Source organism: Enterobacter sp. CCUG 70166 (assembly GCF_020224095.1).
GTDB lineage: Bacteria > Pseudomonadota > Gammaproteobacteria > Enterobacterales > Enterobacteriaceae > Enterobacter > Enterobacter intestinihominis.
The window spans coordinates 229,091-243,625 of the sequence record NZ_NRIQ01000036.1; the positions used below are offsets into that span (position 1 = coordinate 229,091).

Genomic DNA, 14,535 nt, shown 5'->3' on the forward strand with positions numbered 1-14,535 from the left:
ATACCCCCTGTCGGATCAAAAGCCCCGGCAGGCTGGCTTCTTACAATTCGTTCACCATCCGCAGAACCCTCAAGGAAGTTGAACATGCCCGACGCCCTGCAACAACGTTGCCTGCACATTGTGACCAGCCCGGTGTTAACCCCGGAACAAAAACGTCATTTTCTGGCGCTGGAAGCGGAGAACAATCTGCTCTATCCCGCTCTGCCAGAGGCGGCCCGCGCCGCGCTGGACGAGGGATACATCTGCGACATGTTCGAAGGTCATGCGCCTTACAAACCGCGCTACGTGCTGCCGGACTACGCTAAATTTCTGGCTAACGGCTCAGAATGGCTGGAGCTGGAAGGGGCGAAAGATCTGGATGATGCCCTCTCACTGCTCACTATCCTTTATCACCATGTTCCGTCCGTCACATCAATGCCAGTCTATCTGGGTCAGCTCGATGAGATACTCAACCCATATGTTAAAATTCTAACACAGGATGAAATCGATAGCCGAATAAAACGTTTCTGGCGTTACCTGGACAGAACCCTGCCCGATGCCTTTATGCATGCCAATATCGGCCCGGCGGATACGCCCATCACGCGTGCCATTTTGCGAGCAGACGCAGAGCTGAAGCAGGTCGCGCCGAACCTGACCTTTATTTACGACCCGGACGTCACCCCTGACGATCTGCTGCTGAGCGTGGCGAAAAACATTTGCGAGTGCAGTAAGCCGCATATTTCCAATGGCCCGGTAAATGATAAAATTTTCACAAAAGGTCGCTATGGCGTGGTGAGCTGTTACAACTCCCTGCCGCTGGCGGGCGGCGGCAGCACGCTGGTGCGCCTTAACCTGAAAGCGATTGCGGAGCACAGCCGCTCACCGGAAGACTTTTTCACCCGTACCCTTCCCCACTACTGCCAGCAACAAATCGCGATCATCAATGCGCGCTGCGATTTTTTATATGAACAATCCGGCTTCTTTGAGAATAGCTTCCTGGTGAAAGAGGGGCTGATTGATGCCGATCGTTTTGTACCGATGTTTGGCATGTACGGTCTGGCCGAAGCGGTAAACGTGCTGTGCGAGAAAGCAGGCATTACGGGACGGTACGGTAAAAACGAGCAGGCCAATGCGCTGGGTTACCGCATCAGTGAACAGCTGGCGGCGTTCGTTGAAAACACGCCGGTGAAACACGGCTGGCAGCACCGCGCGATGCTGCACGCGCAGTCAGGGATCAGTTCTGATTCAGGCACCACGCCGGGGGCGCGTCTGCCGTACGGTGACGAGCCAGATCCCATCAGCCACCTGCTGGCCATAGCCCCGCACCATAAACACTATCATTCGGGGATCAGCGATATTCTCACCCTGGATGAGACGGTTAAACGCAATCCTCAGGCGGTGGTGCAGCTGTGCCTGGGAGCGTTCAACGCCGGTATGCGTGAGTTCACCGCGAATGTGGCCGGAAACGACCTGGTGCGCGTCACCGGGTATATGGTGCGGCTCTCCGACCTGGAGAAATATCGGGAGGCCGGCTCGCGCACCAACACCACCTGGCTCGGCGAGGAGGCCGCGCGCAATACCCGTATTCTGGAACGTCAGCCACGCGTGATAAGCCATGAACAGCAGATGCGCTTTAGTTAGTCAGGTTATTCCCTTCTCCTGCGTGGACGGGCCGGGCAGCCGCCTGGCGCTGTTCCTCCAGGGCTGTAACCTGCGCTGCAAAACCTGCCACAACCCGTGGACCATCGGGCGCTGCAACGACTGCGGCGACTGTGTTCCCCACTGTCCTCATGATGCGCTGACGATTCAGGCCGGGCGCGTCTGGTGGCAGGAGAGTCACTGTCAGCAGTGCGATACCTGCCTGCACCTGTGTCAGCAGCAGGCGACGCCGATGGCGCAGCGATACAGCGTCGAGGAGATCCTCTCACAGATCCGCACGTCCGCGCCGTTTATTGAGGGCGTGACCGTCAGCGGGGGTGAGGCTACCACGCAGCTGCCGTTTGTGGTTGCGCTGTTCACCGCGATCAAAGCCGATCCGTCCCTGCGCCATCTGACGTGCCTGGTGGACAGCAACGGCCTGTTAAGCGAAACCGGCTGGCAAAAGCTGTTACCGGTGTTTGACGGCGCGATGGTGGATCTGAAAGCCTGGGGCAATGAACATCACCGTTTTCTGACCGGGCGCGAAAACACGCTGATCAAGCAGAGCATCCGCTGGCTGGCCGATCGTCATCGCCTGACGGAGCTGCGCCTGCTGGTGATCCCCGATCGGTGTGATTATCTGCAACATCTGTCATCGCTGACCGCTTTTATCCACGCGTTGGGGAACGTTCCGGTGCGGATCAACGCGTTTCATGCCCATGGGGTTTACGGGGAGGCGGCGCGATGGCGGAGCGCCGCGCCGGAGGACATCGAGCCGCTGGCGCAGGCCCTGGAAAGGCAGCAGATCACGGTGATCCGCCCGGCCCTTTATCTATAGCGTGATGCCGAAGACCGCGCGGGTATTTTCCAGCAGCGCGCTGGCAATCACATCTTCAGGCTCCTGACGCAGCTCGCACAGCACATCAAAAACGCGCGCCGCCTGCTCCGGACGGTTGGGCTGGCCCTGAAAACCATTCAGCGGCATGTCAGGGGCATCCGTTTCCAGCAGGAGCGAAGACAGGGGGAGCTGCGCCATCACATCCCGGGTTTTGCTGGCACGCGGATAGGTGATAGTGCCACCGACACCAATTTTATAGCCCAGCTCGATAAAACGCTGCGCCTGCTGAAGGCTTCCAGCGAAACCATGGACCACGCCCCTGCGCGGCACGTCGATGCGCTTCAGGTGCATCGCCAGTTTGTCATGGGTGCGCCTGGAGTGGAGGATCACCGGCAGATCGTGGCGCTTTGCCAGCCGGAGCTGCGCATCCAGGATCGTCTGCTGGCGCTCAAACTGCGGATCTTCACGATAGAGATCGAGGCCGATCTCACCGATGGCAACCAGCTTCGTATCCGCGTTTTGCAGCGTGGCATCCAGCCTGTCGAGATGGTCATCAAGATGGCGCTCAATCACGATCGGATGCAGACCCAGCGCGGCATACAGCGCATCGTGACCCTGGGCAAGCGCCAGGACTTTCTCGAATCTCGCCGCTTCAATAGCGGGCACAATAATGGCTCTCACACCGGCCTCAGCCGCACGCGCAATACTTGATGTTTCCACCCCGCTAAACGGCGGGAAATCAAAGTGGCAATGGGTATCGATAAAAGAGTGCGTCACGCCAGGTCCTCGTTATCGAGTATGCCGTCGTTGGCCTGCGGCGCGTCCACCAGCGGCATCGCCACCGCGTCATTGGCCACACTAGCGGGTGGCAATATGATGCTTTTATGCCGATGAAGAGGCGGTTGCTCGGCCAGCATTTTCCCGACGGTCGCCAGGAAGTATCGCCCGCATAGCCGCCCCGTTTTGTAATCCATACGCAACGCAGGCAGCCGACTGCCCAGCGCCATGCTCAGCAGCGGCTTCGGCGGATAAATTTCAAAGATGCGCAGCTTGCCCGGTGGTTTTTCAATAAAACGCTGCATCGCGCCGTAGGTGGTTTCATGCTGCTTCGCGATATTCACCAGCGGTTGCAGGCTGCTGTCGCCCAGCCAGCGTTCCATCCGCTTAAACCACTGTGGGGTGTAATACATCTGCGAAGGTACCGTGCGGATCACCACAATGGTTTTCGCCCCGCGCCGCGCGGCCTCCTGTACCGGCACCGCGTCGCTGATACCGCCGTCAAGATAGTTTATCCCCTCCAGCAGCGCGCCGGTACGGTAGAAACCCGGGATCGCGCTGGAAGCGCGAATGATATCCAGCCAGTTCTCTTTCTGCGGCGAAAAGTAACCCGGTGAATAGTCATCGCCACGGCTGGCGCACATCCAGAACGCTTTGCCGGTATCGAACAGTCGTGACGCGGTATCCATGGCCAGCGGCATCTGGCTGGAGGTGGCATCCAGTAACCAGTCGAGATCGATCAGGTTCCCGCCGCGCACGAAGCGTACCGGATTGAAGAATTCTTTGGAGGTGGTGTAGCGCATAATCACTTTGCGCGCATAGCCGGGCTGGTTGCAGACATAGGCGGAGAGGTTCTGCGCCCCGGCAGAGGTACCGAAATAGAGATCGAACGGGTTGAATTGCGCGCGCATAAATTCATCGAGCACGCCGGCGGTAAAAATACCGCGCTGCCCGCCCCCTTCACAGACCAGCGCAAGCTGGCCTGCATGAAACGGTTTTAACGTCAGCGGCGCAATATTGCCGAGCGTCACGGGAATTCGTTGCCCCACCTCTGCCTTCCTGTTTTCATTATTTTGATGAGACACAGTAACGCACATTCCCGATGGTTCTCAAACGAGAAAAAGCCAGTCACGAGGACTGGCTTGAGTTTGTTTAATAACTATTGCGTTTGCTACGGGCGACGTCGACCCGTAAACAGGCTGACCAGGAACAGAATAATACCGACGACGAAAACAATTTTCGCTGCCCATGCCGCGGTACCCGCCAGTCCACCAAAGCCCAATGCGGCGGCAATTAACGCGATAACCAGAAATATAATGCCCCAACGAAACATAAGCCTCTCCTTTACCATAGTTAATGTCGGCCGCTAAACGTGAGCGCTCAGGTCACTCACCGGCTTTTCCAGAGTCGTTTTTATTTCGCCCGCGGTTTTCAGCCAGACGGGCGAGTGGTACTGCTTTACTTCGTTTTCAGATCGTTTTTGACGCTTTTCACACCATCAATAGCTTTCGCAATTGACTCGGCACGATCGCTTTGTGCCTGGTTCTCAACCGTACCGGACAGCTGGACCACACCATCGGTGGTTTCAACTTTCACCATACGGGATGGCACGATGTCGTCAGCTAACAGTTTAGCTTTGATTTCGCTGGTAGTTGCTGCATCTCCGGCATAGCCCTTCACCGACGATTCTTTGCTGTCACGTACGTGCAGTTTGTCGCTTACAGAGCTTACGCCCTCAACGCCTTTCGCTACTTTAACGGCCTCTTCAGCCTGAGTCTGGCTTTCAACGAAACCGCTCAGAGTGACAACCTTGTTGTCGGTTTTAACAGAAATATCGGTGCTCTTAATGGATTCATGATCCACCAGTGCGGCTTTCACTTTTGCTGTGATAGAGCTGTCATCCATGAAATTACCGACTTTATTCATAGAGCTATCGATTTTTTCCCCTGCGGTATTAGCGGTATTTTGCGCTTTATCCATGGTGCTGGTTTCCGCCAGAGCAGAACCGCTTACCAGGACACTACCCAACGTTACAGCCAGCAGAGTTTTAGAAATCTTCAGTCTTGTCATATTCATCGATTTATTCCTGTGTTTTGCCCGTTATTTGGGCGACATACTTCCCTAAATCTTGGTTTTATATATTGCGAATTAACACACGGGCGAAATGGAGAACCAGTGGACATGCATTGAACAGTTAATTCATCCACGCCCGGTGCTAAACACTGAGTTAAATATAGATCACAATCAGAGGGGTGCATTCAGAATTGGGGAAAAAACGAACGAATAGCGAAAAATTACGTTGAATTAAGAACATTCCGCAAGGGTTTAATAACACTGGAATTAAAGAAGAGCACGGCGGCTGCCGTGCTCTGAGAGGGAATTAATGCTCGCGCGTTTTGCGGAACTGAACGTCGGGATAACGTTCCTGCGTCAGGTTCAGGTTAACCATAGTCGGGGCGATATAGGTCAGATTATCGCCACCGTCCAGCGCCAGCTGAACTTCGTTCTTACGCTTAAACTCTTCGAATTTCTTCACGTCTGAACATTCAACCCAGCGCGCGGTCGCCACGTTCACCGATTCGTAAATCGCTTCCACGTTGTACTCGCTCTTAAGACGGGCAACTACCACGTCAAACTGGAGCACACCCACCGCGCCCACGATCAGATCGTTGTTGGCGATAGGGCGGAACACCTGTACAGCCCCCTCTTCCGAAAGCTGGACCAGGCCTTTCAGCAGCTGCTTCTGCTTAAGCGGATCGCGCAGGCGAATGCGGCGGAACAGTTCCGGCGCGAAGTTCGGGATACCGGTGAACTTCATCATTTCGCCCTGCGTGAAGGTATCGCCGATCTGAATGGTACCGTGGTTGTGTAAACCAATGATGTCACCCGGATAGGCTTCTTCCACGTGGGAACGGTCGCCCGCCATGAAGGTCAGCGCGTCGGAAATCACTACGTCTTTACCAATACGCACCTGACGCAGCTTCATGCCCTTTTCGTACTTACCGGAAACCACGCGCATAAAGGCGACGCGGTCGCGGTGTTTCGGGTCCATGTTGGCCTGAATTTTAAAGACGAAGCCGGAGAACTTCTCTTCCTTCGCTTCTACTTCGCGGGTGTCGGTTTTACGCGGCATCGGCTGCGGGGCCCACTCAACCAGACCGTCGAGCATATGGTCAACGCCGAAGTTGCCGAGTGCAGTACCGAAGAAGACCGGGGTAATGTCACCGCTCAGGAACAGTTCTCTGTCGAACTCGTGAGAGGCGCCTTTGACCAGCTCAAGCTCATCGCGCAGTTGCGCGGCCAGCTCTTCACCGACAGCGGCGTCCAGCTCCGGGTTGTCCAGCCCTTTCACGATGCGGACTTCCTGAATAGTGTGGCCCTTACCGGTCTGATACAGGTAGGTTTCGTCTTTATAGAGGTGGTAAACCCCTTTGAACAGCTTGCCGCAGCCAATCGGCCAGGTGATTGGCGCGCAGGCGATTTTCAGCTCGTTTTCCACTTCATCCATCAGCTCCATCGGATCACGGATGTCACGGTCGAGTTTGTTCATAAAGGTAAGGATCGGCGTATCGCGCAGACGAGTGACTTCCATCAGCTTGCGGGTACGATCTTCAACACCTTTCGCGGCGTCGATCACCATCAGGCAGCAGTCCACCGCCGTCAGGGTACGGTAGGTATCTTCGGAGAAGTCTTCGTGCCCCGGGGTGTCCAGCAGGTTCACCAGGCAGTCATGATACGGGAACTGCATCACGGAGGTGGTAATCGAAATACCACGCTGCTTTTCCATCTCCATCCAGTCGGATTTAGCATGCTGGCTGGAGCCACGGCCTTTAACGGTACCCGCGGTCTGGATCGCCTGTCCGAACAGCAACACCTTCTCGGTGATGGTCGTTTTACCGGCATCCGGGTGCGAGATAATGGCAAAAGTGCGGCGTTTGGCCACCTCTTGCAGATAAGGAGACAACGTCATAATCAATTCTTCTTAGGTAAGCGCGGCAGCAGGCCGCGCATCATGGAATACGAAAAATGCGGCTATTTTACCCATCAACAGGGGGCAGGCAATCATTGTTTACACAGGAGCTGCTCCAGTTCGTTCAATGACGTTACGGTCCAGGTCGGTTCGATGCCTTCAGGCAACGTGCGGCCATGCGCATTCAGCCAGACGGTCGACAGGCCCGATCTCATACCTCCCAGAATATCAGATTCTGCCGTATCCCCCACCATCAGCACGCGATCGCGGTCAGGATTGCCCGCTTGCGCCAGTGCATAATCGAAAATACGCGGATCCGGCTTCGGCACGCCTACCTCTTCGGAGATCACCAGCGCGTCGAAATGATCGCGCAAGCCAGTGCGTTCAAGGCGGATCTGCTGAAGCGCGGTAAAGCCGTTGGTGATGATCCCAAGCTTCACCTTCCCTTTCAGCGAATCCAGCAGAGAAACGGCGCCGGGCAGCGGCGCGCAGATATCCGCCATCGCATTCAGGAAGGCCTCGTTCAGCACCCCAGGACTGATGTTTAACCGTTCAGCCCAGACGTCAAAACGCTGATGCTGAAGCTGTAACGCGGTGATGGCTCCGTTCTGGTAATCCACCCACAGCGGCTTGTTCACCGCCTGATAGTCCTGAAAATCTTCCGCGGTGAACGTCACGCTATAGTCGAGAAACATCCGCTGTAGGCCGCCGAACGAGTCAAACGTAAACAGCGTTTCGTCGGCATCAAAGAAAATCCAGTCCCATTTCATCGTTACAACCTTATTTTCGTTATCCAATCGGCAGAGCCATGATAATGGCGTCTTCACGTCCCTCTGCGGTGGGGTAGTAGTTACGGCGGATAGTCGCCTCGTTGAAGCCTAAGCTTTCATAGAGCGCGATGGCGGCGACATTGGACGCGCGCACCTCCAGCCACAGGGTGAAAACGTCACGGGTTTCCAGCTCACGAATGAGGTGCTCAAGCAGATCCCTGCCCAGCCCGCGGCGCTGGTAAGCGGGATCGACCGCGATATTAAACAGCGTCGCCTCGTCCAGAACGACCTGCGTGATGGCGAACGCGGCCATCGCACCGTCAACGTCCACGCGGAGATTTAAATAGCGTTCGCCTTGATTGCTGGCAAACGTCTTTTCGCTCCACGGAAAGGCATGGGCGCGTGTTTCAATCGCGAACGCGGTGGCCAGGTCAGCCGTCGTGAGGGAAGAAATCGTGTTCATATTCGCAAATTTGTTGCCATAGCGCGCTACGCGCTTTTGGGTTGGCTTTCAGTTCGTCCAGCGCTGGCGAGCTGATCTGGCTTCCTTCAAGAGGTAGCTCATCCACCGCCCCGATTCGCCAGCTGTTACAGCGGCTGTCAGGGGGAAGCATCGCGACGCTTTCGGGCGCCAGCTGTAATACCTGATCGTTTGTCACCTTCAGGGTGCGAAGGACATCCTCAATCAGGGGTTCGTTCAGGGCAGGCGGCGCTTCTGCCACCATCACCAGGCGGACATGCGCAGGGATGGAGATGGCTATTTCGCCCCGCAACGCCGTCGGGCGACGCAAAGCCCACTGGGTGATGCCCAGCTGCTGCAACTGCCAGTCTCGTCGGGATGTCATAGCGAAAACTCCTGTCTCTCAGGCGCGCAAATATAGCAAATGTGTCGAAACTGCGCCATCTACCTACTATAATCCCCGCCTGAGTTTATTGAGGAACAATTCATGTCTGCATTTACCCCGGCAAGTGAAGTCTTGCTGCGTCACAGTGATGATTTCGAAGAAAGCCGTATTCTGTTTGCCGGAGATATGCAGGATGACCTGCCCGCACGTTTCGACTGTGCTGAAAGCCGTGCCCACACCCAATACTACCACCACTGGCAGGTGCTGAGCCGCCAGATGGGCGAGCGCGCACGCTTTAGCCTGGTGGCGGAGCAGAGCGATATTGCTGACTGCGATACGCTCATTTACTACTGGCCGAAGAACAAACCGGAAGCCCAGTTCCAGCTGATGAACCTGCTTTCTCTGCTGCCGGTCGGCTGCGATATTTTTGTCGTCGGTGAGAACCGCAGCGGGGTGCGAAGCGCAGAGCAGATGCTCGAAGGCTACGCGCCGTTGACGAAAATCGACAGCGCCCGACGCTGCGGCCTGTATCATGGCCGTCTGGAAAAACAGACCACTTTTGATGCCAACACCTTCTGGGACGAGTACCAGCTTGACGGCCTGACCATTAAAACCCTGCCGGGTGTGTTTAGCCGTGACGCGCTCGATACGGGCAGCAAGCTGCTGCTGTCCACCCTGACGCCGCACACCAAGGGCAAGGTGCTGGACGTCGGCTGTGGCGCGGGCGTGCTGTCAACGGTTCTCGCCAGCCACTCACCAAAAGTGCGTTTAACCCTGTGTGACGTGAGCGCCCCGGCGGTAGAAGCCAGCCGCGCCACGCTTGCTGCGAACGGCATTGAAGGCGAAGTGATTGCCAGTAACGTCTTCTCCGACGTGACCGGTCGCTTTGACATGATCATCTCTAACCCGCCGTTCCACGACGGGATGGAGACCAGCCTTGAAGCGGCGCAAACGCTGATCCGTGGCGCAACCCGTCACCTTAACAGCGGCGGTGAGCTACGTATTGTGGCGAATGCCTTCCTGGCGTATCCGAAAGTGCTGGATGAAACCTTCGGCTTCCACGAAGTGATCGCCCAGACAGGCCGCTTTAAGGTGTATCGCACCGTGATGACGCGCCAGGCGAAAAAGTAATTCCCCTGCCCGGCGATGGCTGACGCTGCCATCGCCCATTTTTGCAGCAATCAAAACAACGTGCGCAATTTTCTGTTGACGTAAAGCTGAAAACATCTAGAATGCGCCTCCGTGGTTACGATACTTTTACAGTGTCGATGGTATGCGAAGGTGGCGGAATTGGTAGACGCGCTAGCTTCAGGTGTTAGTGTCCTTACGGACGTGGGGGTTCAAGTCCCCCCCCTCGCACCATAAATCACGTTGATATTGCTCGCACTGGGCGAAGGTGGCGGAATTGGTAGACGCGCTAGCTTCAGGTGTTAGTGTCCTTAGGATGTGGGGGTTCGAGTCCCCCCCCTCGCACCAACGAGGCGATATCAAACCAGTAAGATGACTGTGCGAAGGTGGCGGAATTGGTAGACGCGCTAGCTTCAGGTGTTAGTGTCCTTACGGACGTGGGGGTTCAAGTCCCCCCCCTCGCACCAATTATCTTACATCCCTTCAGCAGTACCTCTTGTTTTTCCCTTTTATTTCAAACTCATCAGAATCACCAGCAGTCCACTGATTAGCGCAACGCATGATGGCAACAGCACGTAATGCCGTAACTGTTTGTGCCAGATCATCGCGGATGTCACCAGCAAGCCCGAAACAATCATTGCTTTCCAGACATCAATGGGAAGATCGGCAAACATCAGCCCACCGATAATGGAACCAGGCAGCAATATTCCCCACCCACTTCCCAGCGCTTTGCTCAACATGGTTTCACCTCTCGCACTGATAATGATAACCAGTATCATATGATAGTAATTATCACTTGTCAGCATGCGACGTAAGAAATTGCGCCAGCAATTGCTTTCCCATAATGACAGAGAATGTGTAAGGTGATAAATTGCCCACCTGTTAACTTCCGATAACGTTTTTCTGATAATAAAAATTCAATTTTGTAGCGACCAATAATACATAACAACACCTTGCTCATTGTTTTAATTGAGTTTTAATAAAAACGCACGCATATGACATCACAATCCTGGCTGTCCTTAGTCAACAAGAAATATCAGCTTTCTTTACGTTTATTTTTATTTCTGAACGCTGCATCAGCATTGTTCTCGGTAACAAACCCTCTCTATTCCGTTCGTGTGTTATCATTCCCCCTGTTTGCCGTATTGACTGCCAGCACTGGCTTACTTATCTGGCACTGGAAAAATAGCACGCGAAAAATAAATATCCCTGCTGTTTCAGCTATTTTTGGGTTTTTATGGGCATGGCAGATCGTCTCAAAATTTCTGTTAATAACGCACGATCACGCAACCTATTTAATGATGGCGCTATTAACAGTGCTTTTTATAGGGTCTCTGGCTTTCGCCAGTAATATTAAAGCCTTTACGTTACATTCATTTCCCGCTTTTATATCCTGCCTGTGGCTTAGCCCGTCCGAAAACTGGCTGAGAATGGCCTATTTTTTCGCGCTGCCGGTGGTCGCCATTGGTATCCATCATGTTCTTCAGCGGCGCAATGACCGTTTCGCCCAGGAGCTGCTTTCCGAACTGCTCGAAGAGCGTGAAACCCTGACCGATCTCAGCATGATGGACCCGCTCACCGGCCTATATAACCGTCGCGGGCTGCAAAGCCGGCTTGAGAACCTCCCCAGGCCTGACGCTGGCGAGCACTTTGTGCTGCTGATGGATATCGACCATTTCAAAGCCTACAACGATCATTACGGCCATATGATGGGCGATCAGGCCTTGATCAGGGTCTCGGCTGCGATCCGCGACGCCGTGCGCTCACGCGATGTTGTCGCCCGGTTTGGCGGGGAAGAATTTATGGTGCTGTTAAGTAACATCCCACTGGAGCAAGCGCGCCAGACAGCTGAACGCATACGTCAGAAGGTTTACGATCTCAAAATCCCCCACATGTTTAACGAAAGCGTCGCCACTAACGTGACCATCAGCATTGGCATAGCCATGTTCGAAGGTGAAGACGTTGATGGCGCACTGGCGAAAGCCGATAAAGCCCTCTATGAAGCCAAGCATATGGGACGCAACAGCATTCTGCTGAGCGACGAGCTTCATATCGCCTGAAACCGCCTTCACAGCGCCAGGATAAAACGCTTGCGCTCGGTTTTATCTATAGTTAGGATTGGCAATCATTATCATTTAGATTTGTAATCCACACTATGGCGACTCGTACCGCACACATCGTTGAGCCACTGCTCTGGCGAGCTCCACTCTCCGCCGGAGAAACGACGCTTGCGGATGCCATTCGGGAAAAAATCGCCGTAACACGCGCCCATCTGCTGGATTTCATCAAACTGGATGAAGCACCGCCGCATCATGCTCTGACGCTGACTCAGTGGCAACGACCTGCCGAGCTGCGGTCACTGCTGGCAACCTATTCCGACCATATTTATCGTAACCAACCGACGCTGGCGCGGGAAAATAAACCGCTGCTTTCCCTCTGGGCACAATGGTATATCGGGCTAATGGTGCCGCCTGTCATGCTGGCCCTGTTGACCCAGGAAACGATGCTCGATCTCTCATCGGAACATTTCCACGTCGAATTCCATGAGACCGGACGCGCCGCCTGTTTCTGGATTGATGTACACGAAGATCCGAGCGCGAGTCACCTGTCAGCGCAGGCGCGTATGGAACGACTGATTACAAGAGCGCTGGTTCCGGTCATTGATGCGCTGGAAGCGACGGGGGAGATCAACGGCAAACTGATCTGGAGTAATACCGGGTATCTTATCCACTGGTATTTAACGGAGATGAAGCCGCTGCTCGGCGACGAGAAAGTGGATGCGCTGCGTCAGAGCTGTTTCTTTGCCAGACAGCTGTCGGATGGGCGGGATAACCCTCTTTACCGCACCGTGGTTCCGCGTGAGGGACTTCTGGTGCGTCGTACCTGCTGTCAGCGCTACCGTCTGCCGGATGTCCAGCAGTGCGGCGATTGCACGCTTAAGTAGTCTGGCCCTGCCTGAAACCCGCAGAGAGAGGGAACAAACACTAAAAACGGCAACCTGCGTTGCCGTTTTGCTTTTACCTAAGCGACCTGCTGATTTTCCTCTTCCCCATTACGCTGTGCTTCTTCCGCTTCCTGCTGAAGCAACTGTTTCTCGTACACCTTGAAGAACGGGAAATAGATAATGGCGGAAACGCAGGCCAAAACCAGCACCAGAATGGCTGCACGGAAATCCCAGCCCAGCGCCCAGGCGGCACCAACCGGAGCCGGTGCCGTCCACGGCACAACGGAAATCACGCGGCCAATCAGATCAAACTTCATCGCTGCCCATGCCAGTACGGCATTGACCATCGGCGCCAGCAGGAAAGGAATAAAGAACACCGGGTTCATCACAATCGGCGTACCAAAAATCACCGGTTCATTGATATTGAAAATGCTTGGCACCACGCTCAGACGTCCAATGGAGCGCAGGTGCGCGGAGCGGCTACGCAGGTAACAGAACACCAGCCCCATCGTCGCTCCTGACCCACCGATCACAATAAAGAACGTCCAGAAGGCTTCCATAAAGATGTGTGGTAAAGGCAGGCTCGCCGCCAGCGCGGTCTGGTTCGCCCCCAGGTTCGTCAGCCAGAACATTTGCAGCATACCCGATACAATCGCTGCACCGTGGATCCCGGCAAACCACAGCAGGTGGCCAATCAGCACCGCCAGCAGGATCGCTGGCAGCGAGTCCGCCGCAGAGACCAGCGGTTTGAATATCGACATGATGGCCTGTGGGATCAGCATACCGAACTGCGACTGGATCAACAGACTCAGCGGATAAAGCGTCAGCACCACCACCAGCACCGGGATCAGCAGGTCAAACGAGTTTTTGATCATCGGCGGAACCTGGTCTGGCAGACGGATCCCGATATTGTGTGCTTTCAGGAAACGCATCATCTCAACGCAGTAAATCGCCACCAGGATTGCGGTGAAAATCCCGGTCCCTCCAAGGCTATCAACCGGTAAGGCGCCTTTGGTTTTAGGGGCGGCGACCAGCAGGAACGCCATCAGCGACAGCATCGCACACATGAACGGATCCAGCTGATGGGTTTTAACGTAATGTTTGCCCAGGTTGTAGGCGATAGCCGCACAGATATAGAGGGACATCACCCCCATCGTCATATCAAACGGCGTCAGAATTTGCCCTTCAAACTGCTTCGCCATATCCAGCCAGGCGCGGGCAAAGCCCCAGGTGGTATCTGGCGAAAAAGGTGGGTAAGCGAACACTAATAAAAACGACCCGACAATCATAAACGGCATTGCCGAGATGAACCCGTCACGAATCGCCATAACGTGACGCTGGGAAGAGATGCGCCCGGCAATAGGGCTGACATAATTTTCAACGAAGCGGAAAATCAGATTAAATGCAGCATGGTTGGCAGACATAGCAGATCTCCTGTCAGACGTTCGTTTCGGACGTTCTCACGTCACACGTTGTTCCATACATCAGCGTCACAACCTTGCCGGATCGTGTACCTGCGGTACTGCTCAAACGGAATGGTTTCATAATTAGCTCTTATTATTCGATACAGGGGGAGTTACACACTCAGTATTAATCTCTGCATCACGCTCTGCAACCGGTTACTGTAACCGGTTTCTGTGAATGTG

At 54.8% G+C, this 14,535-nt stretch carries 15 protein-coding genes and 3 tRNA genes; 8 read left to right on the forward strand and 10 right to left on the reverse strand.

The window, feature by feature from the left end:
• The first annotated feature begins 84 nt into the window (after positions 1-84).
• Positions 85-1,620: a YjjI family glycine radical enzyme gene (locus CKK19_RS16540; RefSeq protein ID WP_063853314.1), complete on the forward strand. Its 1,536-nt coding sequence runs from the start codon at positions 85-87 to the stop codon at positions 1,618-1,620.
• Complete coding sequence (locus CKK19_RS16545) at positions 1,595-2,455, forward strand: YjjW family glycine radical enzyme activase (RefSeq protein WP_063853313.1); 861 nt, start codon at positions 1,595-1,597, stop codon at positions 2,453-2,455. Before CKK19_RS16540 ends, CKK19_RS16545 begins: the two co-directional genes overlap by 26 nt.
• Here CKK19_RS16545 and CKK19_RS16550 read toward each other — a convergent pair.
• The 8 genes from CKK19_RS16550 to CKK19_RS16585 form a co-directional block, all read right to left on the reverse strand.
• Positions 2,450-3,232: a TatD family hydrolase gene (locus CKK19_RS16550; protein WP_063853312.1), complete on the reverse strand. Its 783-nt coding sequence runs from the start codon at positions 3,230-3,232 to the stop codon at positions 2,450-2,452. The genes CKK19_RS16545 and CKK19_RS16550 overlap by 6 nt on opposite strands.
• Entirely contained in the window at positions 3,229-4,281 is a 1,053-nt protein-coding gene (locus CKK19_RS16555; protein WP_023299272.1) for a patatin family protein, read from the reverse strand. The genes CKK19_RS16550 and CKK19_RS16555 overlap by 4 nt, the downstream gene beginning before the upstream one ends.
• A gap of 122 nt (positions 4,282-4,403) precedes the next feature.
• Entirely contained in the window at positions 4,404-4,565 is a 162-nt protein-coding gene (locus CKK19_RS16560; protein ID WP_003856556.1) for a DUF1328 domain-containing protein, read from the reverse strand.
• Between the two features lie 125 nt (positions 4,566-4,690).
• Positions 4,691-5,308: a molecular chaperone OsmY gene (osmY, locus tag CKK19_RS16565; RefSeq protein WP_063450727.1), complete on the reverse strand. Its 618-nt coding sequence runs from the start codon at positions 5,306-5,308 to the stop codon at positions 4,691-4,693.
• Positions 5,309-5,612: 304 nt separating this feature from the next.
• On the reverse strand, positions 5,613-7,202 hold the full coding sequence (prfC, locus tag CKK19_RS16570; RefSeq protein WP_022646981.1) for a peptide chain release factor 3: 1,590 nt from the start codon (positions 7,200-7,202) through the stop codon (positions 5,613-5,615).
• A gap of 92 nt (positions 7,203-7,294) precedes the next feature.
• A complete protein-coding gene (yjjG, locus tag CKK19_RS16575) occupies positions 7,295-7,972 on the reverse strand; it encodes a pyrimidine 5'-nucleotidase (protein ID WP_022646980.1) in 678 nt (225 codons plus the stop codon).
• A 19-nt stretch (positions 7,973-7,991) separates the two neighbouring features.
• Entirely contained in the window at positions 7,992-8,435 is a 444-nt protein-coding gene (gene rimI, locus CKK19_RS16580) for a ribosomal protein S18-alanine N-acetyltransferase (protein ID WP_063163158.1), read from the reverse strand.
• Positions 8,404-8,817, reverse strand: coding sequence for a DNA polymerase III subunit psi (locus tag CKK19_RS16585; RefSeq protein WP_022646978.1), 414 nt, complete (start codon positions 8,815-8,817; stop codon positions 8,404-8,406). The genes rimI and CKK19_RS16585 overlap by 32 nt, the downstream gene beginning before the upstream one ends.
• A 102-nt stretch (positions 8,818-8,919) precedes the next feature.
• Between CKK19_RS16585 and rsmC the strand changes: the two genes are divergently transcribed.
• The 4 genes from rsmC to CKK19_RS16605 all read left to right on the forward strand — a co-directional run bounded on the left by rsmC (position 8,920) and on the right by CKK19_RS16605 (position 10,412).
• A complete protein-coding gene (rsmC, locus tag CKK19_RS16590) occupies positions 8,920-9,948 on the forward strand; it encodes a 16S rRNA (guanine(1207)-N(2))-methyltransferase RsmC (RefSeq protein WP_032625390.1) in 1,029 nt (342 codons plus the stop codon).
• A gap of 144 nt (positions 9,949-10,092) precedes the next feature.
• Positions 10,093-10,179: transfer RNA gene (locus CKK19_RS16595), tRNA-Leu, on the forward strand.
• Positions 10,180-10,207: 28 nt separating this feature from the next.
• A tRNA-Leu gene (locus tag CKK19_RS16600) sits at positions 10,208-10,293 on the forward strand.
• 32 nt (positions 10,294-10,325) lie between these two features.
• Positions 10,326-10,412, forward strand: a tRNA-Leu gene (locus CKK19_RS16605).
• A gap of 42 nt (positions 10,413-10,454) precedes the next feature.
• On the opposite strand, the gene CKK19_RS16610 is transcribed toward CKK19_RS16605, so the two are convergent.
• Positions 10,455-10,724, reverse strand: coding sequence for a DUF1435 domain-containing protein (locus tag CKK19_RS16610; RefSeq protein WP_026080652.1), 270 nt, complete (start codon positions 10,722-10,724; stop codon positions 10,455-10,457).
• Between the two features lie 216 nt (positions 10,725-10,940).
• On the opposite strand from CKK19_RS16610, the gene CKK19_RS16615 reads away from it, so the two are divergent.
• Positions 10,941-12,005 carry a GGDEF domain-containing protein gene (locus CKK19_RS16615; protein ID WP_063853311.1) on the forward strand — a complete coding sequence of 355 codons (1,065 nt, stop codon included), beginning with the start codon at positions 10,941-10,943 and terminating at the stop codon, positions 12,003-12,005.
• Between the two features lie 95 nt (positions 12,006-12,100).
• The gene (gene fhuF / locus CKK19_RS16620; RefSeq protein WP_022646974.1) at positions 12,101-12,889 is read left to right on the forward strand and encodes a siderophore-iron reductase FhuF; all 789 of its coding nucleotides are present in this window, start codon (positions 12,101-12,103) and stop codon (positions 12,887-12,889) included.
• A gap of 77 nt (positions 12,890-12,966) precedes the next feature.
• Here fhuF and CKK19_RS16625 read toward each other — a convergent pair whose 3' ends face one another.
• A complete protein-coding gene (locus tag CKK19_RS16625; protein ID WP_006810218.1) occupies positions 12,967-14,313 on the reverse strand; it encodes a PTS cellobiose transporter subunit IIC in 1,347 nt (448 codons plus the stop codon).
• Between the last annotated feature and the right edge of the window lie 222 nt (positions 14,314-14,535).